Genomic DNA, 22,647 nt, shown 5'->3' with positions numbered 1-22,647 from the left:
CTAAGGGCGAGGCGGTGGCCCGGCCTTGCGGCCGACGCCGACGATCACCCACGCCTTGTCCGGCCTCTCGGACAGGAACGGGCTCTCGGGCCGCCACTCACGGACGTACACCAGACCGGGCTCGACCAGTTCGAGTCCGTCGAAGAAGGGCAGCACCGTCTCGCGCGTACGGGCGCCGCCATCGGCCTGGCCCAGCATCTTCCGGTAGATGTTGACGATCGGCTCCGCGGCCTCCGGGCGGGAGTCGAAGACGACATGCGTGATGACGATGTGGCTGCCGGCCGGCAACGCGTCCCGCAGCTCGGCCACGCGCCGGAAAGGGTCACTGCCGTCCGGGATGTACTGCAGGACGCCGAACAGCAGCACCGCCACCGGCTGGTCGAGGTCGATCACCTCTCGCAGGTCGGGGTCGGCGAGCAGTTCGGCGGGGTGCATGATGCCGCCCTTGACGACGGCGGTCCTGGGCCCCTTGGCGAGGATCGCCCTGCCGTGAGTGAGCACCACCGGGTCGTTGTCGACATAGACCACGCGGGCGTCGGGGGTGCGGGATCGGGCCAGTTCGTGCGTGTTGAGGTCGCTGGGGAGCCCCGAGCCCAGGTTGATGAACTGGGTGAGGCCCTGCTCCACGAGAAACCGGATCACGCGGACGTGGAACGCCTGATGCTCCTGCGCCATGACGCGCACTTCCGGCGCGGTGGCCAGCACCGCCTCCGCCGCCTCTCGGTCGACGGCGAAGTTGTCCTTGCCACCGATGAAGTAGTCGTGCATCCGGGCGAGGTTTGGTGTGCTGGAATCGATACCTGCGGACCACCGGGCCTCGTCACTCATGCGTTGCACCCTCCACAGGTCGGATAGCTCCTTGATTATGCCCAACGACAGCAAGCTACGCCGCCGACAAGTGACCAGAAAAGCCCCAGAGGCCGATGAATCAGCAGGCAACCCCCGGATTCGGTCAGCCGCGCGCGTCCCCGGACTCTTCATCCGCGGCTCGGGCCTGTTCCCCGAACCACACGGCGATCTGGGCGCGTGAGTTGAAGCCGAGCTTGTTGAGGATGTGCTCGATGTGCGCTTCGGCGGTGCGCTGGGCGATCACCAGTGCCGCGGCGATCTGCTTGTTGGTCATCCCTTGGGCGACCAGCGCGGCGATCTCCCGCTCGCGGCGGGTGAGCCGCGCCGGGTCCGGCTGTGCCTTCTCGTCGGGGGGAGTGTCCTCCTGGAGCGCGTAGCCGAGCGCCTCATCGTAGGAGAGCCGGGCACCTCGCTTGACCGCGGCGTCGAAGGCCGACTCTCCGAGAGCATGGCGCGTCCGGCTCTCGCATTCATCGTGATAGCGCACAAGGTGCCCGTATCCGGACAGCGGCGCACCGATCGAACGCCAGACGGTCTCCAGGATCCCCAGCAGCCGGGCGGCCCGCTGGTAGTGCTTCTCCGTCGCGGCGATCCAGGCCAGCACCTCGAGATTGACCCCGACACCCAGCGGATCGTCGAGCGAGCGGTTGAAGATCAGGCTCTCCTTCTCGAGTTCGGTCGCGCGGTGGAGGTCTCCCTGCCGCCACACCTCCACGCCGAGCGCCATCATCGTGTACGCCTTGTGCCAGCCCTCCCCGTAGGCGTCGCACACGGCCAGGCAGTCTTCGCCTAGAGAGATGGCCTGCGACGAGTCGCCCAGGTAGGAGTGCGCGAGGGACAGCCGGATGAGGGCCAGGGCCAGACCGACCGGGTCCTTGGTGGTGCGGTGCCGCGCCACCGCCTCTTCGTAGAGGCTGATCGCCGATTCGGCGTCGCCGCGGTACATGGCGGTCATGCCCGAATAGAGCGCGACATAGCCGCGGACCAGGTCGTCCCCCAGCTGCTCCCCCAAGGCCCGGCTCTCGTCCAGCATGGCCGTGGCGGAGGTGATGTCGGCCTGGATGATGGCCAGCCAGCTGTTGGCCCACAGCGCTCTGGCGCGTACCTCGCCCGGTTCGGTGTCCAGGGCCAGCCCTCGGTCCAGCCAGCCCCGGCCTTCGGCGAGGTAGTAGCTGGTGATCCAGTGATAGAGCAGGTCGGCGGCCATGCCCAGGCCGGCCCTGACCTCCTCTGGGTCGCCGTAGTAGCTTTCGAGAGCGGTACGCAGGTTGGCGTGTTCGAGCTGCAGCCGGGCGAACCAGGTCACCTGCGACGGCCCGAACAACTCCGCCCGCGCCCGCTCCGCCAGTGCCCGGTAATAGTCGCGGTGTCGCCGTTGCAGCGCCATCTCCTGGCCCGAGGCGATGAGCCGTTCGCGGCCGTACTCGCGGATCGTGTCCAGGAGCCGGTACCGCACGCCGGGACGGTGCTCCTCCCGGAGGAAGACGGACTTGTCGACCAGGCCGATCACCAGGTCGATGACGTCCTCGCGGCTGATGCCGTCGCCGGAGCAGACCGCCTCAGCCGCCTCCAGGTCCAGGCCGCCGGTGAACACCGACGCGCGCTCCCACAGCAACTGCTCCTGCTCCGTACACAGGGTGAAGCTCCAGTCGATCATCGCGCGGAGCGTCTGGTGGCGGGGCAGCGTCGCCCGCGACCCCGCGGTGAGCAGCCGGAACCGGTCGTCCAGCCGGTCGAGTAGCTGCCCGACCGACAGCGCCCGCAGCCGGACCGCCGCCAGCTCGATGGCGAGCGGCAGGCCGTCCAACCGGCGGCAGATCCGCAGCACGGCGTCCTGGTTGTCCTCGGTGATGGCGAACGTCGGCAGGATCGCCCGGGCCCGCTCCGAGAACAGCTGCAGCGCGTCGCACTGCATGAGCGCCTCGATGGGCATCCCCGGATAGTCGGAGACCGGCAGCGGAAGCGTCGGCACGGGCAGCGTCTGCTCGCCGGTGATCCCCAACGCCTGCCGGCTGGTGGCCAGGATCCGCAGCTCAGGGGCGGCACGCAGGAGCGTCTCGGCCACCACGGCGCACTCGTAGACCAGGTGCTCGCAGTTGTCGAGGATCACCAGCGCCTGCTTGTCGCGCAGGTGGCCGATGAGCACCTGCATGGGCGGACTGACGGTATGGTCGCGAATCTCCAAAGTTTCGGCCACGACCTGGGCGAGCAGGTCCGAATCCGTCAGCGCGGCGAGTTCGACCAGCCACACGCCGTCGCGGAACGCCCGCCTCACCTCGATCCCCACGCGTACGGCCAGCCGGGTCTTGCCCACCCCGCCCACCCCGAGCAGGGTCACCGCACGGGATGTGGACAGGAGCTGTTTGACCTCGGCCACCTCGTGCCGACGTCCGACGAAACTCGTCACCTCGGCCGGCAGCCAGCCGATCTGCTGCCGCCGGGCGTTGCCCGCTACCACCGTTGCCATCGACGCCTCTTGTCGGCCCGGTCAGCAGGTCACCAAAGCGCGGTATCCGGGCCCTTCACTATCCAGATTATGCCCAGGCCGATTCCTGCGCACAGCGCCGCCGGCGTGGTGGTGAATCTGGACGCGTGGACATAACCTGGTGGTGATGGCGCGGTTACCGATGCATCAGGTGACCCGCCTACGACGCAGGGTGAATGTGGTGGTGACAGGCACCAAGAGCCGACCATGCCGAGTCCACTGGTAGACGGACCCGGCCTCATCGGGCGCAGGCACGAGATGTCGGCGGTGCGGCGCATGCTGGCCGGCACCCGGTTGCTGACCCTGACGGGCACCGGCGGAGTCGGCAAGACCCGGCTGGCCATGCAGGTGGCCAAGGCCCTGCGGCGGACGTTCGCGCACGGGGTGGAGCTGGTCGAGCTGGCCTCCCTCGAGGACGGCGACCTTCTGGAGCCGACCGTCGCCGCCGCGCTCGGCTTGCGGGAAATGGCCCCCTCCTCCATGACCACGCTGGTGAACTACCTGGCCGACCGGCGGATGCTGCTGGTGCTGGACAACTGCGAGCACCTGCTGGAGGCGTGCGCCCACCTGACGAGCTGCCTGCTGCGCGGCGCCCCGCGGCTGCGGATCCTGGCGACCAGCCGGCAGGCGCTCGGCGTGTACGGCGAGCAGGTGCTGAACGTGCCGCCCCTGTCGGTACCCGATCCCGGCGCCGCGGTACGCGACATCCTCCGCCACGACGCGGTCCGCCTGTTCGCGGAGCGAGCGGCTCAGGTACAACCCGAGTTCGCCGTCGACGCGGCCAACGCCGAGACCGTGGCCCGGCTGTCCCAGCGCCTTGAGGGCATCCCGCTGGCGATCGAGCTGGCCGCGGTACGGCTGCGTACGACGCCGGTGGAGCAGCTGATGCGGGAACTGGACCAGCACTTCGAGGTCTCGGCCGAGAACGCCCGCTCCGCGCTGCCACGGCACCAGTCGCTGCGCGGGACCCTGGACTGGACTTTCGGGCTGTGTTCCCCCGCCGAGCAGCGGTTGTGGAGCCGGCTGTCGATGTTCGCCGGTGGCGTCGAGCTGGAGTCGGCGGAGGCGATCTGCTCGGGAGCGGAGATCGACCAGCCGGATGTCATCGATCTGATCACCGGTTTGGTGGACAAATCCGTGCTCATCCCGCAGCAGCGAGAGGTCGGGGTGCATTACCACATGCTCGACAGCATCCGCGCGTACGGCCGTGAGCGGCTGACCTCCGCCGAGACGAAGGTGCTGGGCAGCCGATACATCGAGCATTACCGGCGCTTGGTCGAGCGGCACCGGTTGGATCGGCTCTCTCCCCATCAGCTCGAGGGCCTCAGGACGCTGCAACTGGAGAGTCCCAACGTGCGCGTCGCGCTCGACCTGTGCTTCGGCCGGGCGGGCCGGCCCGCTGTGGGGCTGGAGATCGCCTCGGCGCTGTGGGTCTTCTGGATCATCGCCGGCTCCATCACCGAAGGCCGGCACTGGCTGGAGCGTGGCCTGCACCTCATGCCGGAAGCGAACACCACGCGGGCCAACGCCCTGTGGGTCGACGGCCTGCTCGCCCTCCATCAGGGCGACCTGAAGACGGCCATGACGCGGCTCGCGGAATGTCATGCCTTGGCCCGGCGGCTGGGAGACACGTCTGCTCTCGCGTTCGCCACCCAGGTATCGGGGATCGCCGCGTTCTCGGCAGGTGATCCCAAGCAAGGTCTCGCGCTCCTGGAGGAGGCCCGCGCCGAACACCTGGCCTGCGGAGACATCGACGCCGCCAGCATCAATCTCTTCTACGCCGCCTGCTATGGCTCGGCCGAGGTCCCGGAACTCGGCATCCGCCTGAGCGAGCGGTTCCTCGCACTGTCCGAGGCGCGGCACGCCCAGGTGTCACGCGGGTACGCGCTGTTCGCCTTGGGCATCGCCGCGTGGAACCAGGGTGACTGGCGCAGGACCGAGTCCCTGATGAGGGAGGCGGCCGAGTTCCGAAGCTTGATCAACGACCGGTGGGGCCTCACGCAATGCCTGGAGGTCCTGGCCTGGACCGCCTGCGCGCAGGGCCGGTACGAGCGCGCGGCCCGGATACTCGGCACCGCCCACCCGCTGTGGCGGTCGATGGGCGCCTCACCGACCCGGCTGTTCCCGCACGTGCGCGGGCACGAGCAGTGCATGGCGCGGGCACGTGAAGAACTGGGTGGGCGGGTGTTCTCGGCGGTCTTCCGCCAAGGGTCGCGGCTCGGGGTGGAGCGGGCGATCACCTATGCGATCAAGCAGTCCGACACCGAATGACGGCTGCCCGAGATCAGAATGGAACGCCGGGCCGATCTCGGCGGTGACCGATCGGCTCCGGCGTTCCTTCTGAGGGGGTTCACTATGGTTCATAGATCAGTACGGCAGCCGCCGTCCTGACGGCGTCCGCAGATCTGGCCGATGGTCTGTGGGGCGGACGGGGCGCTTTCGGACCTGGATCTGACGCATGGAATCTCTCTCGTTGCCTTTCAGGAGTGCGAGCTCGCGGGCTCAGGCCTCGGCGATGGCGCAGGCCGGCAGTTCGAACCAGACGACCTTTCCCCGGACGGTGCGGACGGTGCCCCAGCAGCACGACAGCATGTCGACCAGGCCGAGCCCGCGTCCTCTCTCGTCGTCCGGGTGGGGTGTGCTCACACGCGGCAGTTCGGGATTGGTGTCCTCGACCTCGATACGCAGCAGCCCGTCCTCAGCGGAGAAGCTGAGGTCGACGGTCCCCTTCACGTACTTCAGCGCGTTGGTGACCAGCTCGCTGACGAGCAGTTCGGCGACATCGCCCTGGCCGGGGTATCCCCAGTCGCTCAGCAGTTCACGGGTCAGGTGGCGCGCCTTGGGCACGGAGCAGGGCTTGTGCGGGAGCCTCCATGAGGCCGCACGTCGCGCTCCGGCGAAGCGGTCATCCTCCGCCGCGGACCTGAAGCTGTGTCGGCCATGCACACCATCCCCGGGCAGCGCAGACCCCATCCCTGCTCCAAGCAGTAGACGTCGAAGCGTCGCGCCTCGCGTTCGGGAACCTAGGGGGGCGGACTTGGGGGGCTGGTGCTTATACATGGCGCGGAGCCTCGATCCTCACTTCCGGGTGGAACTGGTACTTGTCCACCAGCCTTCCTCACACCCCGCAAGGACGAGATGTGAAAAATCCCCATATAACTACCTATTTCTTCCTACGTAGGTACCTACACGACGGTGAACCCGCGCAGGAGCAGGAGGACAGCGCGACAGCCTTCTGTAGTCGAACAGTTACGTTAGGTAGTTTTCCCGCTGGGAATCGGTGCAGAGGACTTCTCCCGACTGGAAGGCAGCCGATGCGCATCCCCACCCGCGCGGCATCATCACTCGCCATCGCGGCGTTGCTCGTCTCGGTCACCACCGCACTTACGGCCGCGCCGGCTCAGGCCGCCGCGACACGTTCATGCCTACCCGCGTCCCTCCAGACAGCCCACGCCACATCAGCGTCGCGGGCCGCCGCGGTCGCGCCGGTCTACTTCGAGATGCGCACCATCGAGAACGCGCCGTTCGCCTTCCAGCTCACCGACCCCGCCAAGATCGAGCACGAGGTCGCCCCCGCCTGACCACTGCCCCGCACGGCGCCGGGAAGCCGGCCACAAGCCACCCTCCGCACAGCCGAAACCTCCGCGGTCACGCCCGCGGAGGTTTCGGTCTGTAAGGGCCGGCAACGGGCTGACGAACCGCGTCCAACTGCCGCTTGACTGCTTCGTCGAGATAAACAGCCCTCAGGAACGCTCCATAACGCCAGAATATTCAGCATTCTCTAAAACCCACTAAAAGACGTCCATATCCCCCAACGGGGGGTTAGTCACCTTTCAAGCCGTTTATCTCATTTGACCATAATCGGTTTCGGAAGGTCACATCCCGCTTAATGTCGTGCGCCATAACTGTGACCTGCGCCTATCGCACGCGGGCCGCGCCACCCAGCGCACTTCTGGACAGTCGACAAATAGTCAGGAAACGGAGAAAATATTTGCGAATCCAGCCCGAAATATGATCGATTACCAGCGTGAGAGATTTTCTCGTCGTGGGCGGCGGGGTGGCCGGTGCCAGCGCGGGATACTTCCTCGCTGAGTCCGGCAGTGTGACGCTGCTCGAGATGGAGCACGCCCCCGGCTATCACTCGACCGGACGATCCGCAGCGCTCTTCTCCGAGTATTTCGGCAACCAGGCCGTGCGAGCGCTCACCGCCGCGAGCCGCCCGTTTCTCACCACACCACCGCCCGGCTTCGCGGACGGTCCGCTGCTGACCCCGCGTGGCGTGCTGACGTTGTGCCCGGCCGACTCGGTGGACGCGGCGGAGCGGTTCGCCGAGATGCTGGCCGACGGGCTGTCGGCCCCCACCCCGGTCCGTGAGATCGATCCGGACGAGGTGCGTCGGCACTGCCCGATCGTGCGGTCCGGATGGTACAGCCGCGCCATGCTGAAACCCGCGGCGATGGACATCGACGTGGACGCGCTTCACCAGGGCTTTCTCCGCGGCATCCGGGCGCGCGGCGGCCAGGTGATCACCTCGGCGCGGGTGCGGAGTCTGTCCCGGCGCGGCGGGCTCTGGCATGCGGCCACCGACGCGGACGAGTTCGCCGCGCCGATCGTGGTCAACGCGGCCGGGGCGTGGGCCGACGAGGTGGCCGAGCTCGCGGGGGTGCGGCCCGTCGGCCTGCGGCCGCTGCGCCGCACCGCCTTCCTCGCCGAGCTGCCCGGCGGACTCGACGCGACCCGCTGGCCGATGGTCACCGACGTGGCGGACACCTTCTACTTCAAGCCCGAGTCGGGACGGCTGCTCATCTCGCCGGCCGACGCGACGCCGGTGCCGCCCGGTGACGTCCGTCCCGAGGACCTTGACGTCGCGATCGCCGTGGAGCGATTACACAAGGCCACCACGTTGGAGATCCGCAGTGTCCGGCACGCGTGGGCCGGCCTGCGTAGCGCGGTGGCGGACGAGACGCCGGTGGTCGGCGAGGCACCGGACGCGCCGGGCTTCGTCTGGCTGGCCGCGCTCAGCGGGTACGGGGTTCAGACCGCACCGGCCGTCGGCCGGATCGCCGCCGCCGCGGCGGCGCGGCGCACGCCGCCGGATGGCGCGTACGCCCACCTCTCACCGGAACGCCCCCTGCTTGACCTGCGCACATGGAACGACATGGAACGCCTATGAGTAAGGCGCCATGGGCGTGGCACCGGCTTAGGTTCATAAGGGGCCCAGTCGGCATGGGGGCATTTCTTGGGGAGAGGTGCAGATGACCGGACTCCGGGGTTTTGCCGGCCAAGCAGTTGACTTCGGTGCGTTCCATCCGATCTGGGCGCTGATCGAGGAGCAGGTGGACCGCCATCCCGAGCGCCCGGCGGTGTCGTTCGACGGCCGGATGCTCACCTATCGGCGGCTGGACGAGCTGGTGAACGGCCTGGCGGTCACGCTGGCCGAGCACGATGTGGGTAAAGGCGACGTGGTCGCGGTCCTGCTGGTCAACTCTCTGGAACTGCCCGTCACCTACCTGGCGCTGATGAAGCTGGGGGCGGCCTTCGTACCGCTCGACCCGTCGTGGCCGGAGGACCGGATCCGCAGCACCTTCGGGGTGTTGCCGCCCGGGCCGATCCTGTGCGCCGACGCCGATTCGCTGCCGAGGGAGTTACGGCATCGCGCGGTCACCGTCGAGGTCGGCCGGATCGACCCGACGCCCCGGCGCGCGGGGGTGGCGGTGGGCCCCGATGACCTGATCTACGGCTACTTCACCTCGGGCACCACAGGCACGCCGAAGTGCGCGATGAACCGGCACGCGGGGCTGACCAACCGGTTTCACTTCATGACGCGGTACTTCGGCGCGACCGGTGACGACGTGGTCCTGCAGAACAGCAGGCACACCTCCGACTCCTCGCTCTGGCAGTTGTTCTGGCCGCTGACCACGGGCGGCCACACCGTCCTGCCCGTGCAGGGTGAGTTCCTCAACCTGCAGCACACCATCGACCTGATCGCCGAGTACGGCATCACGACCGCGGACTTCGTGTCGAGCGTCTTCAACGCGCTGGTGGCCATCGTGGACAGCGACGAACAGGCGCTGCGGAAGCTCTCGTCGCTGCGGCGGCTCGTCGTCGGCAGCGAGGCGGTCAACTCGCGGGCGGTGCACCGGCTGATGACACTGCTGCCAGGCCTTCAGGTGACCAATGGCTACGGGCCGACTGAGGCGTCCATCGGGATGGTCTTCCACCGCGTGTCCGCGACCGATGGGGACGCGATTCCGCTGGGCCGCCCGATCGACAACTGCTATGCCGTGGTGGTCGACGACGACCTGCGTCCGGTGCCGCCCGGCGCCACCGGCGAGATCGCCATCGGTGGCGCCTGCCTCGGCGAGGGGTACTTGGGTGACCCCGCCGCCACCGCCAAGGCGTTCGTCCGCAACCCGTTTCCGGCGGACATCCCTGGAGACCGGCTCTACCTCACCGGCGATCTCGGTCACCTGGATGACGAGGGCCGGTTGTTCTTCTCCGGGCGCAAGGACTTCCAGGTCAAGATCCACGGTGTCCGGATCGAGCTGGGCGAGATCGAGGTGGCGACCGAGCAGTGCCCCGGCGTCCGGCAGGCCGAGGTCCTGGTGGCCGAGCAGGCAGGGACGAAGGCGCTGGCGTTGTTCGCCTCCGGCGGCGGCCTGACCGAGGCCGGGCTCAGCGAGCACCTGCGCCGCACCCTGCCCAGGACCAGCATGCCCCGCTACTTCTTCCTGCTGCCGGAGATGCCGCTGAACGACAACGGCAAGGTCGACCGCGGACGGCTCCAGGCGGTCCTCGACGGCCGGCTCGCCGAGGACACCGCCCGGCTGGCCGAGAGCGCGCCGACGGCGACCCTGGCCGACCAGGTCCTGCGGACGCTGCGATCGGCGCTCGGCCGGCCCGGCCTCACGGCCGAAACGCACTTCGCGGAGGCGGGCGGCGACTCCATCCAGGCCTTGTCCGTGGTGCACATGATCACCGCGGAGTGCGGCGTACGGGTCGACGTCAAGGATCTGTACGACCACCCCACCGCGGACGAGCTGACCCCCCTGATCGAACGGCGGCGGCGCGACGGCGTGGCCATCGAGGACGAGTCCGTGCTCATGGCCCGCGACGCGGCGGTGCCCGAGGGCGAGCCCATCCGGCCCGCCGACCGGTCGGGGAGGCTGCGGACCGTCCTGGTCACCGGGGCGACCGGCTTCGTCGGCAGCCGCCTGGTCCATGAGCTGCTGGCCCGTACCGACCTGCGGGTACGCTGCCTCGCGCGGGCCGCCGACGACACCGGCGCGACCGCGCGGGTCGTCGACGCGCTCATCGAGCGGGGTCTGTGGGAGCCGCGGTTCGCCGACCGGCTTGAGGGATACGCGGGCGACCTGGCGTTACCGGGCCTCGGGCTGGCCCCCCGTACCTGGGAACACCTGGCACGCACCTGCGACCTGGTGCTCCACAACGGCGCCCTGGTCAACTTCCTGTTCGACTACCGCGCCCATCGTCAGATCAACGTCCGGGGCACCATCGAGCTGGTCCGGCTCGGGATGGCCTACCGGCCCGTACCGGTGCACTATGTGTCGACGCTCGCGGCGCTCCAGGACGAGGCGCTCCGGCACGACGACCGCCTGCCCGAGGACTACGAACCGTCCCTCGCCAGGACGCCCGTCGGCGGGTACAGCCGGTCCAAGTGGATCGCCGAACGTTACCTCGCCGAGGCCCGGCGCCGGGGCGCGCTGGTCACCGTGCTCAGGCTCGGCGAGGTGATGCCGAGCGCGGACAACGGATATCCGAATCCGGTGGCGTTCACCCATCTGCTGCTGTCGGCCTTCCTGCGGCTGGGCGTCCGGCCGGACGTCGCCACGCGGTCCGACTACACCCCGGTCGACTATGTGGCGGCACGCGTGGCGGCGGCGGTGTGCGACCGCGCCGCCTGGGGCCGTACCCTGAACGTCTTCCGCGCGGAGAGCGTCTGTTTCGACGACGTCCTGCTGCGCGCCGGCGCGGCCATCGCACCGATCCCGTGCGCGGACTTCGTGACGCTGGTGCGCGAGGCGGGCCTGGCGACCGCTGACCGCGAGCTGACCACGCTCGCGTCGCTCCTGCCCAGCCCGCAGGGCACGGACGAGGACGGACTGAAGCGGGCGTTCGCCGGCCTGCTGACCGACAATCCCGCGCTGTTCCGCAAAGACGAGTGCCGCCGGCTCGAGCAGCGGTGGCAGCTCGACGACGGCAGCCTGGACGGCTCGATCACCGCGTACCACGCCCGGCTGGCGAGCGGCCGCGCGGTGAAAGGACATCGACAGGTCCCCACCGGCTGAGCACAAGACAGAGGGTTCAAGGAATGCGACACCGCAAGATGGGAAACCTCGGCTGGGAAGTCAGCGAGGTCGGATATGGCATGTGGGGCATCGGCGGCGGCCCCGGCAACTTCACCGGCTGGGACTACGACCTCGCCCCGCGCTGCCTCGACGAGGCCGTCGAGCTGGGCTGCACCTTCTTCGACACGGCCTGGGTGTACGGGCGGGGGATCAGCGAACAACTGCTCGGCGCGCTGCTCCGCCGCCATCCCGGCCGGAGGCTGTACGTCGCCACGAAGATCCCCCCGAAGAACCGCGAATGGCCGCCGGGACCCGACGACACCCTCGACGACGCCTACCCCGCGGACCACATCAGGGAGTACACCCACAAAAGCCTGGAGAACCTGGGCGTGCCGCGCATCGACCTGCTGCAGTTCCACACCTGGGAGGACCGGTGGGCGGGCGACGAGCGCTGGCAGGAGGCCGTCGCCGACCTCAAGCGTGAGGGGGTCATCGACGCGGTCGGCATCAGCGTCAACCGGTGGGAACCGGCCAACTGCTTCGCCGCCCTCGACACCGGTCTCATCGACGTCATCCAGGTGATCTACAACATCTTCGACCAGGCGCCGGAGGACGAGCTGTTCGACCGCGCGCTGCGCGACGGCATCGGGATCATCGCCCGCGTCCCGTTCGACGAGGGCACGCTCACCGGCACACTGAGCGCCGGCAGCACCTGGCCGGAGGAGGACTGGCGCAGCACCTACTTCGGCGCGGAGAACCTCCAGCCGAGCGTCGAGCGGGCCGAGCGCCTCAAGGCGGCCGTCCCCGAGGGCACGTCGCTCCCAGAGCTCGCCCTCCGGTTCATCCTCAACCATCCGGCGGTCAGCACAGTCATCCCGGGCATGCGCAGACCCGCACATGTACGGGCGAACCTCGCCGTCAGCGACGGCCGGCCGCTCGATGACACGCTGCTCCAGGAGCTCCGCAGGCACCGCTGGGACCGCGTCCCCGCCTGGTGGTCCGGGTGAACCCCGTGATCACCATGTGGGCGCACTCGCGCTCGGCCTCGACGGCGTTCCTGCGCATGATGATCGAGCGCGGCGACGTGGCCGTCCTGCACGAGCCGTTCCTGGCCCTGACCGAGGAGGGAGCGGTCCCGCTCGGCGGCCAGACGATGGCGCACTCGGAGAAGGACCTTCTCATGGGCCTCAAGGAGCTGGCCCGCGTGCGGCCGGTGTTCGTCAAGGAGGTCCTCGACTACGAGTACGCCTACCTCTTCGACCACCCCGACGAGCTCGCCGGGATCGTCCACACGTTCATCGTCCGCGACCCCAAGCCGACCATCAGCTCGCACTACGCGATCAAACCGGCGGTGACCTGTGCGGAGATCGGCTACGAACGCCTGTACCGGCTGTTCGAGCTGGTCTGGTCGGTCACCGGGCGCAAACCGCTCGTCATCCGCACGGAGCGGCTGGTGCGGGAGCCGGTGAAGGTGGCCGAGGTCTTCTGCGCGTACGCCGGCCTGCCGTTCCTCCCCGAGGCACTCACGTGGGACTCGGGGGATCGGCCCGAGTGGCGGCGAACCCGCCGATGGCATCTCGACGCGAGCAGCAGCGCCGGCTTCGAGGACCGCCGGAACGCCTACCCGGACACCGTCGACAACCACCCCGCCCTCAAGGCCTTCTACGACCACCATCTGCCCTTCTACCAGCGGCTCATCCAGCACGACTTCTGAGCGGGAGCACCCATGTCAACGGACACAGCCCCAGCCGGCGCGCCGACCGTGCAGCAATCCCCGGGCGAGGCATTCGCGCGGGCGTTCGCGGCCGATCCCCGCCACGCGGAGGTGACCTTCGACTACACCATCACCGAGGCACACGAGCCGACCAAGGAGCGGCCCCGGCTGACCGTGCGCAACCTGCTCAAGGTCCGCCCCGCCGACGACGTCGTCCGATTCTGGACGGAGTCCCCGCCCAGCGAAGAGGAGCGGAAGGCGGTACGCGACTCCGGCGTCCGCCGCGAGGCGGCGTTCAGGTTCGGCATGGCCGAGGCCGGGGTGCACCCGATCCAGGCGTGGGTGCAGATCCCCGACGGGCTGGCCGACGACCCGGCCGCGCTGGGCACCTTCCTCGACTACCGATTACTGGTACGGCTCGCCACCGCGGAGAACCTCGCGCTGACCGACCACCTGCTCCACCACCCGGAGATCGCCCGGCTCCCCTACGACACCGACTACGTCGCCGGAGTCCTGGCGGCCTGTGACGAGGTCGAGCAGTCGGGAGCCACCCCGCACGCGATGATCATCAACCCGACCGACTACTACCAATGGCTCGTCGGCCGCAACGGCCTGCTGGCGGACCTGGCGACGGGCAACGGCATGAAGATCTGCCGCAACCGGTGGATCAGCCCGGGGTCCGCCCTCGTCGGTGACATCTCCGTGGCGGCCAGGCTGCTCGACGGGCGTCGCTCGGTGATCCGCGTGGCCGAGCCCCCACCCGGCACGTTCGCCCGGCCGGGAGTGGCCGTGTGCGCGGAGGTGTACGAGGGGGTCGCGGTCCATCTCCCCACCCTGTTCTTCCTCGTCACCCCGGCGGAGAAAGCCGGATAACACAGTAGGCGAAGAAACGCCCTATATGCCGTATTTTGAATTTCGTGCGGATCAGAAGCCAAGGGCGTCTGCGGGGCGCCTGACGAAAGGCGGGCGAGCGTGACGGACACACACGAGGAGTATCGGCGCAACGGTTGGTGGCGAAGCGCGACTTTCCTGGATGACCTTCGGCATAACGTCGCGACATTTCCTGACAAACATGCACTAATCACTCGACGTGTCGCCGATGGCCGGACCGACGTCATGAGTTACGCGGAGCTGGACCGGCTGACCGACCGGATCGCCCACGGCCTGATCCGGCTGGGCGTCCAGCCGGGAGACTATGTCGCCATCCAGTTACCCAATCGCAGGGAGATGCTGCCGCTGACGCTGGCCTGCATCAAAGTCGGCGCGCGTATCGCGCCGCAGTTCCCCATCTACCGGCATCGCGAGCTCGACTTCATGATCCGGCTGACCGAGGCGCGTGTCTTCATCACCGTGAACCGCCTCGGTGACCTGCCGACCGCGGAGACCGCGATGACGCTCGCGAGCGAGATCCCGACCCTGGAGCACGTCGTCGTCCTCGGCGGCGACGGCCCGGCCGGATCCATCGGATTCGAGGAACACCTCCTCGACCCCGAACCCGGTGACCCCGCGGAGCTGGCCGGGCGCGCGCTGGGTCCGGACGATCCCTTCCTCATCCTGTTCACCTCGGGGACGACCGGAGAGTCCAAGGGCGCGCTGCACAGCCAGAACACCCTGCATGCCGCCATCCGCGGCTACGGGGACGCGTACGACCTGGACGACAGCCTGGTCATCATGACGGCGCAGACCTCCATGCACTATGTGGGCCTGGTGATGACCTACCTTCAGGCGTTGATGCTGGGCGGCACCGCGGTCACGGCCGACCTCTGGAACCCCGGCGTCTACCTCGACCTCATGGCCGAGCACGGCGTCACGATGTATTACGGCACGCCGCCCTTCGCCCGGGAGATCAGCGAGGAGCAGCAGGCCGACCCGCGGAAGATCCCCACTCTGCGGATCTTCGTGTCCGGCTCGGCGCCCGTCCCGCCGCACCTGGTGGAGCAGGTGAGCGAGATCCTCGGCGTACGGGTGTACGCGCTGTGGGGCATGACCGAGAACGGCGGCGTCACCATGACCCGGCCCGAAGACCCGCCGGAGCGGGCGGGCGAGAGCGACGGCACCGTCGTGGCCGGCATGGAGGCTCGCATCGTCGACGAGGAGAACCAGCCGGTCCCGGCCGGCGAGATCGGCGCGTTGCAGGTACGCGGCGCGGCCCAGTGCCTCGGCTACTACCGGCGCGACGAGATCTACGCCAAGTCGCTCACGCCGGACGGCTGGTTCGACACCGGGGACCTGGCCCGCGACGACGGGTACGGCGGGGTGCGCATCTCCGGCCGGACCAAGGACATCATCATCACCAACCTGTGTCTCAAGCTACCGGTGAGCGACATCGAGGCGCTGCTCGGCAGGCATCCCCGCATCCGCGACATCGCGCTCATCGGCATCCTGGATCCGACGCTGGTCGAGCTGGTGTGCGCTGTGGTGACGCCGTCGGGCGAGCCGCCCACGCTTGAGGATCTGCGGACGTACCTGAAGGACGCCGGCGTGAACAACTGGTTCTGGCCCGAGCGCCTCGAAGTGGTCGAGGCGATGCCGCGGACCATCACCGGCAAGATCCGGAAGGTCGAGCTCAGGGAGCGGTTCGGCGCGGCGTCCAGCTGAGATGCGCGGATCCCGGGCGCTCCCGCTGGCGGTGCTGTGCGGGAGTGCCTTTCTCGGTGCGATCGACGTACAGCTGGCGAACATCGCGTTCCCCGACATGCTCCGGAGCTTTCCGAGCAGCGGGCTGCCGGAACTGTCGTGGGTGTTCAACGGCTACGCGATCACGTTCACGGCGGCGCTGCTGCCGGCGGGCGGTCTGGCCGACCGGTTCGGCTATCGCCGGGTCTTCCTGGCCGGGCTGACGGTGTTCGTGATCGGCGCCGCCCTGTGCGCGATCGCCCCCTCGGCCGGCATCCTGATCGCCGCCAGGGTCGTGCAGGGCGTGGGCGGCGGCGTGATCACCCCGCTGACCCTGGCCCTGATCCTGCCGTACTATCCGCCGGAACGGCGCGGCACGGCGATCGGGCTGTGGAGCGCGACGCAGTCGGTGGCGACCGCCTCCGGGCCCTCGCTCGGCGGTCTGCTGGTCGGCGTCTGGGACTGGCGCACGGTGTTCTTCCTGCACCTGCCGGTCGGGCTCGTCGTGCTGGCCGGCGCGTGGCGGACCCTGGCCCGCACGCCTCCGTCCACCCCGTCCCGGCTGCCGGACATCGTCGGCCTGATCCTGCTGGTGGCGGCGATCGGCCTGCCCTCACTGGCCATCGTGCAGAGTGACGCGTGGGGGCCGGGCAGCCCGGGTACGATCACCGCCCTCGCCACGGGCGTCGTCGTCGGCGTGCTGTTCATCCGGCGTGCGCGCTCGCATCCCGCGCCCATCGTGGACCTGAGAATCCTCCGGGCCCGGAGCACTCAGCGGGCCAACCTCGCGATGTTCCTGCTCGGCCTGGTGATATTCGCCCTGCCGCTGGCCAACATCCTGTTCCTGACCAGGATCTGGGGATATTCCGTGGCCCAGGCGGGGCTCGCCATCACTCCCGGAGCGGTCGCGCAGGTCCTCACCGCGCCGATCGCCGGACGGCTGGCGGCGAGAACCGGGCATCGCAGGCTGGCGCTGTGCGGGGTCGTGCTGCTGTCGCTCGCCACGGCCTACCTGGCGGTCGCGACCGGAGGCGGCCAGGCCTACCTCACGGTGGTCTTCCCCTCGGTCGTCGTCACCGGGGTGGGCATCGCCGTGCTGGTCACCTCGCTCAGCGGGGCCGCCGTCGCCGAGATCCCGCCCGCGCGGCTCGCCACCGGCACCGCCTTGTCCGTCACCTCCCGGGCCTGTGGCGCGGTCATCGGCGTGTCGGCGCTCGTGCTGGTCCTGTCGGGGAACCGCGTCGGTGAGATCGGCGCCTATCACGGCGTCTGGGCGACCATGCTCGGGATCTGCGCCTTCATCGCCGTCGCCGCCGCGGGCCTGCGCAGCCCGGAGGCACCCGCCACGGCGAACGCCGGTCAGCGCGAACCCGGCACGGAGCCACCGTGACCGGCGAGTCCCGCGCCCGCGTGGCGCCGCTGCTCGGCCTGCTGGAAGAGTGATCCGCGACACGAGTCGCCGATGTCGAAAGGGTCCGCGCGATCCAGCTGAAGCCCGCCGCCGCCGAGCGGTCCGGCTGAGTCGGGCGACGAAGAACGAGGTGAGTCAGCCTCAACGGTATGGACCGCAACTGCCTGCGCTGCGTAGTCGTACCCGTTGAATCCAAGGAGACGCCGCCGCCCGGGGGACTTCCAGCGATCAAGCTCCGGTGGCCCGCCAGCGAAGTCGAAGTCTCGCGCGGCGCCTCTTGACTTCCTTCTCCACCAGCAGGACGGCGCGTCGTTCGACGTCCGTGTAATACTCGTCCACATCAAGCCGCTCGTCCGCGACCTGCTCGGCTCTTTCGATGACTTCGTCACTCACAGTAGGTCCGTTTTCCATTTAGGCTCCCTCCCTGCATTGACTGCCTCTTCGATGCGCTGCCATCAAAGTCTCACAGACCACGAACATGCGCCAGACCTGCCGCCAGCGCCCCGCCGAGCAGTCTGAGCGCCTCTACATCCGAATCTTCGAACGCTTTCGCCTCGGGTGAGACCACCACGAGCAGCCCTTCTTTGAGACCGGCCTCCTTGACGCCGACAGAGCTGGCGATACAGCTCTTATACCGGGGCTTCCCCATCTCCAGGACGTCGAGGAAGGAATCCTCCCGGCTAATATCATCTACGCGCTTCACCCGCAGATGGTTCGATGCGAATTGCAGGAGATCTCTATCGTGATCACCATCGACACCTAACCTGCTCCGAGGCGAGCCGACTCCCCAAAGCGCGCTTACCAGTTGAAGATACCCATCTGGCCCGAACTTATAGTAAGCAGCCCGCGTCAAGCCTGGCTGCTTGGCGTGGCTGCAGGTACGCCTGGCTGCGGCGACGATCTGGTGGATTAAAATATCGGCTGCGGCTTTCGCCTCGATTGCGTCGTTCTTACTGCACAGCCGGCCGAGAGCGACGATGACCGGGAGCCCGCCGCCGGAGAGCGTCCGGGCCAATCGGGCGGCGACCTCTTTGTAGCCGCCATCGCCGGTGTGCCGCAGCCATATCGAAAGTCCGCCGAGCGCCGCGCAAATCAATAAGGACAGGACAACGGCATCATGAGCCTGGTCATCGACAAGTGTCACCGCGACGCCCAGGCCCGGAACCGCCATTCCAAGAAGTGCCGTGACGGGAAGGTTGAGGAGCGCCTTGTCGGCGAAATTCCTCATGACCTGCCAGGTGCGCTTGCTTTTCATCAGCCGACGTCCTTTGCCGATCTTGAGCTACCGGTCCACGGAAGTATCCGCCGTGACAAGATAACGTGAGCCGGGCGCTGTAGCCACAAGAACGTTCATAGACAGAGGATCATCACCAATCCGACACCACGGTGATCGGACATCTCTCCTATAAGCCGCCTAAGTGATTAGTCGGGCTCGACATCGCGTGAATGAAAAACAAATGAAGGCACTAATCAATTCGGGCCCTATAATCTTGGGGCACGGGAAACCTCACGTCGGACTCGGCCGACGCGCGCGGAAGCGACGGAACGCGACGAGGAGGATCACCCCGGCGATGAGGGCTATCAGCCCGGCGACCGCGAGGGCCAGCGTCCAAGGAGAGTCCAACGACCCCGGCACTCCCCACGTTCCAGGCTTTTCGGGGAAGGTGAGCGTTCCGGTCGCCGTGTGGCTGACCCGGCCGCTGCGAAGGGTGAGGTGAAACTTCCACGGCCCGGCGGGGAGGTCCTTGCCCATCAGTGCGATGACGTTTCCCTGGTCGCCGGGCGCCAGGGTGGTGTCGCGATTGACCGGGAAGGGGCCGGCGCGCAGAAAGCTCGGCCCGTCCGACAGCGACAGCTCTCCGTCGAAGTCGAGCGCGCGTTCGCCGGTGTTGGAGACGTCCACCACGATCTTCAGCTGTCCGTCTTCGGTGCGCCCCGGCACCACCCCGCCGATCTCGAAGTCCGAAGGCGGCTCCCCGCCCAGACCCACGTCGAGATAGGAGCGGATCCCGACACGATGGACGAGTTTCACGTTCCCCTTCGATCCAGGCCTGTCCGAGGAGACCTGTGCCCATACGACGGCGTACCGCTCTCCTTTGCCGGCCCATTGCGGCACGGCGACGGTGGCCTTCACCCGTGTCCTGCCGTTCGCCGGCAGGTCGACGGACGAACGGTTGAGCCTGACCCACTCGCTCAGCTCGTTGGAGGTGCGGTCCGGCGCGAAGGTGTAGCGGCCGTCCCTGATACCGGCGGCGGCCGCGTACAACTCCACGTGCTGAGGCTCGTGTGAGGTGCTGTAGACCTCGAAAATCCGGGTGAAGGTGGTGCCGGGATTGACATGGTCGACGATGAAGACGCGCGAGCGCGGGTCGTCCATCCGATTGGCGGGAGCCTCCAGCAGCTTGATGCCGATGCTGTCCCTATCGCTCGAACTCGCCCCATCTCGGCTCCCCGAGTCCGCGACCGCGGGAGCGCTGATCACCACATGCAGCAGGAGCGCCATCAGCGTCGTGTAGACGGGCCTGCGCAACAGCGAGGTAGGCATATGAGCTAGGCGACGGAGTGGTTCACCGTGCCGGTATAGGTGCCTTCCACCGCTTGGGCGGGGAGGTTGATGACGATCCACGGGTTCCATGTGGCGGAGTTGTCACCGGAGCCGGTGATCTTGCTGTAGGCGGTGCGCGATACGTTCAGCGATTGCGCGGCCGCCGCGGTGGCCTGGCCCGGGACGAAGGTGCCGGTACCGGTGGTGGCGGTCGCGGTGCCGGACCAGTACAGAACATCCGTGTTGGGAATCGTCTCAGCGGGGGTGCCACCGCCCGTCGTGAAGCCACCCGCCGAGGCGTCCACCGACGCCACCCAGGTGGCGACGAGCGCGGCCCGCTCGTCGGTCACGGTGACCGGGCCAAGAACTCCACTGACCTGCTGGCCCCCCCAGCCATCTCCGATGAGCTTGGAATCCGGCACGCTGACCTTCAGGCCGTCCTTGGCGGTCACGGTGAAGGTCACCGTGGTGGGACAGGTCGTTGAGTCCGGGCACTCATCGGCCTGCGAGGGAAGGGCCACCATCGTGGCGGCCAGCACACCGGCGGCACCGACCAGCGGGATGCGCAGACAGCTCTTGAACATTGCCGATTCCTTCCGTAGAAACCCGGCGTCCTGTCTGGATGCGCTCCCGGGTGATCTCATCCTGCTCCGCGATCACTCGGCTGAAACGGCCCGAGCAAGCATCTATCAACTCTTTGTGATCATATGATGACTATATGTAATCATCGGAGAGACGGTTTGCGCTGCCCGGGCCTGGGTGGTCGTGAGTCGGTTGTTCAGTCGGAGTAGCGCCGCTGTCTCACGCTGGCGGCCAGCGCGGCGGCTCTGGCCGCCTCCGCCGGCGTGAACGGCAACGCGGGGCGACTGACCAGGAGCGCCCGTTCGGGATGAACGGAGATCACCATGGTGGTGCCGGACTCGCCGCCGCCGGCGACGGTGTCTCCGGGAAGTCGCCATTGGACGTCCGCGGCGCGCAGGAGTTCCGCCATCGCGTGAGGCAACTGCTCGGGATCCTCACTGACGGCGTGGGCCAGGACGAGGGCCTGGACACCGGGATCGACGAGGTCTTTGACGTACGCGCGGACGATGACGATGTCGAGCCCGCCGGCCTTGCCGACCGCTGAGCGCAGGTCCTTCTCGCTCAGCTCGGCGGGCGCCTCGACCACGAACTCGTCCAGCGCGTCGCAGCCGGACGGAGAGATCGCGCTGCTGCCCGTCGCGGCGATGTGCAGGGCCAGGACGTTGCAGTCCAGCCTGGCGAACGCCGCGGCCAGCTCCGCCAGACGGCCCGGACGGTCGACCACCCGAGTGCGGATACGCCACAGCTTCATGGGCCGGCCTCCCTCGATATCGATCACCTCGGCGGCGGGACGCCGGGTTCCGCGCCGCGTGCCGAGCCGTTTGTGGACGAAGGCGCAGACGATCAGCCCCGCACCGAGTGCGATCAGCACCGCGGGGCCCGGGGCGGAGTGCCCCATAAGAGTGGCGAACAGGTGGGCCAGACCGACCGCCACGAACAGCACCGCCAGCTCTACGACCTCACGCTTCCACGAGGCGGTGGCCTGCTCAGGAGTGTGCGCCCGATCTACATCTTTCGCATCGCTCATGGAGGCAGGATGGCAGCCGGCTGTTTCGCGGCCACGTGACGTGCGGTTTCGCCGACATTAATCCTCACGGGGCGCCGCGCCCGCGATGCGGGGGCGACTCGGGCCCGCAACGCGACGAGCCGGGGCCCGCACCTGTTCAGGTGCGAACCCCGGCTCGTTGTGCGTAACGTCAGGCGGGAACGATGTTCTCGGCCTGCGGGCCCTTCTGGCCCTGGGTGATGTCGAAGCTGACCTTCTGGCCTTCCTGCAGCTCGCGGAAGCCCTGGGCGGCGATGTTCGAGTAGTGGGCGAAGACGTCAGCGCCGCCGCCGTCCTGCTCGATGAAGCCGAAGCCCTTTTCTGCGTTGAACCACTTCACGGTGCCAGTCGCCATGTCGATCTCCTCTTGGATAGGCGCAGTAGTCAGAACCCGCACGTCACGGGCCCCACGTCGCCGAAATGACCCATCCGGAAATGACCGGCAAACAAAATGCGCCCGAGGGCTACGTCCCGTCAGGCGCACACAAAGTTCATTGGGTACCAGAACTGCAACTGAGTTCAGGATAGCACGTACCCCCCGCCGATGGGCCGACACGCGACCGCGTCAGCGGCCGACGCGGCGGTCCGCCGAGCAGGTGTGGTGGTCGAGGACGCGGCCCAGCAGGTCGACCAGCCGCTCGCGGTCGGCGGGTGACAGCGGGGCGAGCAGGTCGCGCTGGACCTCGCCCAGCACGGCGTCCAGTTGATCGAGCCGCCGGCGGCCCTCCGGGGTCATGGTGATGACGTTGCGCCGCCGGTCGTCCGGATCGGGAGCGCGGAGGACCAGCTGCTGGTCGGCGAGTTCGTTGACCATCGCGACGGTGTCGCTGCGGTCGATCCCGCAGCGCTGGCTGAGGCTCGCCTGGCTCGCGGGGCCGTACTCCTCCAGCGCGGCGAGTATCGCGAAGTGGTAGCCCCGGGCGTCGATCGGGCTCAGCCCCTCGGTGATCAGCCGGTGCGCGTGCAGCGAGGTCTTGTTGATCAGCCAGCTGGCTTTCCCGCGCAGGCGGCTGGGGGCTGTCTCCATGCGGGAAGTGTAGCCAACCCGTTGGGGCTACCCACGATTTCCGTTACCGTCGGCCCAGCAGCGG

19 protein-coding genes are annotated in these 22,647 nt (G+C 68.4%); 9 read left to right on the top strand and 10 right to left on the bottom strand.

The window, feature by feature from the left end; genetic code table 11:
• Together AB0F17_RS40415 and AB0F17_RS40410 are read right to left on the bottom strand one after the other, a co-directional pair.
• Window positions 1–828 (bottom strand): SAM-dependent methyltransferase, encoded by an 828-nt coding sequence (locus AB0F17_RS40415; protein ID WP_358034264.1) that lies wholly within the window; start codon window positions 826–828, stop codon window positions 1–3.
• A gap of 124 nt (window positions 829–952) precedes the next feature.
• On the bottom strand, window positions 953–3,316 hold the full coding sequence (locus AB0F17_RS40410; protein ID WP_358034262.1) for a LuxR C-terminal-related transcriptional regulator: 2,364 nt from the start codon (window positions 3,314–3,316) through the stop codon (window positions 953–955).
• Window positions 3,317–3,541: 225 nt separating this feature from the next.
• Between AB0F17_RS40410 and AB0F17_RS40405 the strand changes: the two genes are divergently transcribed.
• A complete protein-coding gene (locus AB0F17_RS40405) occupies window positions 3,542–5,605 on the top strand; it encodes an NB-ARC domain-containing protein (RefSeq protein WP_358034260.1) in 2,064 nt (687 codons plus the stop codon).
• 231 nt (window positions 5,606–5,836) lie between these two features.
• Here the strand turns inward: AB0F17_RS40405 and AB0F17_RS40400 are convergent, their stop codons facing one another.
• Entirely contained in the window at window positions 5,837–6,307 is a 471-nt protein-coding gene (locus AB0F17_RS40400) for an ATP-binding protein (protein ID WP_358034257.1), read from the bottom strand.
• A 341-nt stretch (window positions 6,308–6,648) separates the two neighbouring features.
• On the opposite strand from AB0F17_RS40400, the gene AB0F17_RS40395 reads away from it, so the two are divergent.
• The 8 genes from AB0F17_RS40395 to AB0F17_RS40360 all read left to right on the top strand — a co-directional run bounded on the left by AB0F17_RS40395 (window position 6,649) and on the right by AB0F17_RS40360 (window position 17,363).
• Window positions 6,649–6,915, top strand: coding sequence for a hypothetical protein (locus AB0F17_RS40395; protein ID WP_358034255.1), 267 nt, complete (start codon window positions 6,649–6,651; stop codon window positions 6,913–6,915).
• Window positions 6,916–7,361: 446 nt separating this feature from the next.
• Complete coding sequence (locus AB0F17_RS40390; protein ID WP_358034252.1) at window positions 7,362–8,507, top strand: FAD-binding oxidoreductase; 1,146 nt, start codon at window positions 7,362–7,364, stop codon at window positions 8,505–8,507.
• An 82-nt stretch (window positions 8,508–8,589) separates the two neighbouring features.
• Window positions 8,590–11,643: an amino acid adenylation domain-containing protein gene (locus AB0F17_RS40385; RefSeq protein ID WP_358034249.1), complete on the top strand. Its 3,054-nt coding sequence runs from the start codon at window positions 8,590–8,592 to the stop codon at window positions 11,641–11,643.
• Between the two features lie 23 nt (window positions 11,644–11,666).
• Complete coding sequence (locus tag AB0F17_RS40380) at window positions 11,667–12,650, top strand: aldo/keto reductase (RefSeq protein ID WP_358034246.1); 984 nt, start codon at window positions 11,667–11,669, stop codon at window positions 12,648–12,650.
• The gene (locus AB0F17_RS40375; protein ID WP_358034243.1) at window positions 12,647–13,357 is read left to right on the top strand and encodes a hypothetical protein; all 711 of its coding nucleotides are present in this window, start codon (window positions 12,647–12,649) and stop codon (window positions 13,355–13,357) included. Before AB0F17_RS40380 ends, AB0F17_RS40375 begins: the two co-directional genes overlap by 4 nt.
• Before the next feature lie 12 nt (window positions 13,358–13,369).
• Window positions 13,370–14,230 carry a family 3 encapsulin nanocompartment shell protein gene (locus AB0F17_RS40370; protein WP_358034239.1) on the top strand — a complete coding sequence of 287 codons (861 nt, stop codon included), beginning with the start codon at window positions 13,370–13,372 and terminating at the stop codon, window positions 14,228–14,230.
• Between the two features lie 99 nt (window positions 14,231–14,329).
• The gene (locus tag AB0F17_RS40365) at window positions 14,330–15,955 is read left to right on the top strand and encodes an AMP-binding protein (RefSeq protein WP_358034236.1); all 1,626 of its coding nucleotides are present in this window, start codon (window positions 14,330–14,332) and stop codon (window positions 15,953–15,955) included.
• A gap of 1 nt (window position 15,956) precedes the next feature.
• Window positions 15,957–17,363, top strand: coding sequence for a DHA2 family efflux MFS transporter permease subunit (locus tag AB0F17_RS40360; RefSeq protein WP_358034234.1), 1,407 nt, complete (start codon window positions 15,957–15,959; stop codon window positions 17,361–17,363).
• 249 nt (window positions 17,364–17,612) lie between these two features.
• On the opposite strand, the gene AB0F17_RS40355 is transcribed toward AB0F17_RS40360, so the two are convergent.
• The 7 genes from AB0F17_RS40355 to AB0F17_RS40325 form a co-directional block, all read right to left on the bottom strand.
• Window positions 17,613–17,777 (bottom strand): hypothetical protein, encoded by a 165-nt coding sequence (locus AB0F17_RS40355; protein ID WP_358034231.1) that lies wholly within the window; start codon window positions 17,775–17,777, stop codon window positions 17,613–17,615.
• Window positions 17,778–17,847: 70 nt separating this feature from the next.
• Window positions 17,848–18,639 (bottom strand): hypothetical protein, encoded by a 792-nt coding sequence (locus AB0F17_RS40350; protein ID WP_358034229.1) that lies wholly within the window; start codon window positions 18,637–18,639, stop codon window positions 17,848–17,850.
• Window positions 18,640–18,891: 252 nt separating this feature from the next.
• Window positions 18,892–19,929, bottom strand: a complete 1,038-nt coding sequence (locus AB0F17_RS40345) for a hypothetical protein (RefSeq protein WP_358034226.1) — start codon at window positions 19,927–19,929, stop codon at window positions 18,892–18,894.
• A 5-nt stretch (window positions 19,930–19,934) separates the two neighbouring features.
• On the bottom strand, window positions 19,935–20,513 hold the full coding sequence (locus AB0F17_RS40340) for a hypothetical protein (RefSeq protein WP_358034223.1): 579 nt from the start codon (window positions 20,511–20,513) through the stop codon (window positions 19,935–19,937).
• Window positions 20,514–20,707: 194 nt separating this feature from the next.
• On the bottom strand, window positions 20,708–21,538 hold the full coding sequence (locus AB0F17_RS40335; protein ID WP_358034221.1) for an ACT domain-containing protein: 831 nt from the start codon (window positions 21,536–21,538) through the stop codon (window positions 20,708–20,710).
• A gap of 169 nt (window positions 21,539–21,707) precedes the next feature.
• Window positions 21,708–21,911: a cold-shock protein gene (locus tag AB0F17_RS40330; protein WP_030475722.1), complete on the bottom strand. Its 204-nt coding sequence runs from the start codon at window positions 21,909–21,911 to the stop codon at window positions 21,708–21,710.
• 210 nt (window positions 21,912–22,121) lie between these two features.
• Entirely contained in the window at window positions 22,122–22,583 is a 462-nt protein-coding gene (locus AB0F17_RS40325; protein WP_358034219.1) for a MarR family transcriptional regulator, read from the bottom strand.
• Window positions 22,584–22,647: the final 64 nt, after the last annotated feature.

The organism is Nonomuraea sp. NPDC026600, from assembly GCF_040638335.1.
Lineage (GTDB): Bacteria > Actinomycetota > Actinomycetes > Streptosporangiales > Streptosporangiaceae > Nonomuraea.
The sequence above is the reverse complement of the archived record's forward strand: the minus strand, read 5'-3'. Positions and strand labels throughout refer to the sequence as shown.

Bases quoted from the DNA above. Each gene is read 5' to 3' on its own strand.
- AB0F17_RS40415 (WP_358034264.1), bottom strand. From the start codon at position 828: ATGAGTGACGAGGCCCGGTGGTCCGCAGGTATCGATTCCAGCACACCA.
- AB0F17_RS40410 (WP_358034262.1), bottom strand. From the start codon at position 3,316: ATGGCAACGGTGGTAGCGGGCAACGCCCGGCGGCAGCAGATCGGCTGG.
- AB0F17_RS40405 (WP_358034260.1), top strand. From the start codon at position 3,542: ATGCCGAGTCCACTGGTAGACGGACCCGGCCTCATCGGGCGCAGGCAC.
- AB0F17_RS40400 (WP_358034257.1), bottom strand. From the start codon at position 6,307: ATGGGGTCTGCGCTGCCCGGGGATGGTGTGCATGGCCGACACAGCTTC.
- AB0F17_RS40395 (WP_358034255.1), top strand. From the start codon at position 6,649: ATGCGCATCCCCACCCGCGCGGCATCATCACTCGCCATCGCGGCGTTG.
- AB0F17_RS40385 (WP_358034249.1), top strand. From the start codon at position 8,590: ATGACCGGACTCCGGGGTTTTGCCGGCCAAGCAGTTGACTTCGGTGCG.
- AB0F17_RS40380 (WP_358034246.1), top strand. From the start codon at position 11,667: ATGCGACACCGCAAGATGGGAAACCTCGGCTGGGAAGTCAGCGAGGTC.
- AB0F17_RS40370 (WP_358034239.1), top strand. From the start codon at position 13,370: ATGTCAACGGACACAGCCCCAGCCGGCGCGCCGACCGTGCAGCAATCC.
- AB0F17_RS40360 (WP_358034234.1), top strand. From the start codon at position 15,957: ATGCGCGGATCCCGGGCGCTCCCGCTGGCGGTGCTGTGCGGGAGTGCC.
- AB0F17_RS40350 (WP_358034229.1), bottom strand. From the start codon at position 18,639: ATGAAAAGCAAGCGCACCTGGCAGGTCATGAGGAATTTCGCCGACAAG.
- AB0F17_RS40345 (WP_358034226.1), bottom strand. From the start codon at position 19,929: ATGCCTACCTCGCTGTTGCGCAGGCCCGTCTACACGACGCTGATGGCG.
- AB0F17_RS40340 (WP_358034223.1), bottom strand. From the start codon at position 20,513: ATGTTCAAGAGCTGTCTGCGCATCCCGCTGGTCGGTGCCGCCGGTGTG.
- AB0F17_RS40335 (WP_358034221.1), bottom strand. From the start codon at position 21,538: ATGAGCGATGCGAAAGATGTAGATCGGGCGCACACTCCTGAGCAGGCC.
- AB0F17_RS40330 (WP_030475722.1), bottom strand. From the start codon at position 21,911: ATGGCGACTGGCACCGTGAAGTGGTTCAACGCAGAAAAGGGCTTCGGC.
- AB0F17_RS40325 (WP_358034219.1), bottom strand. From the start codon at position 22,583: ATGGAGACAGCCCCCAGCCGCCTGCGCGGGAAAGCCAGCTGGCTGATC.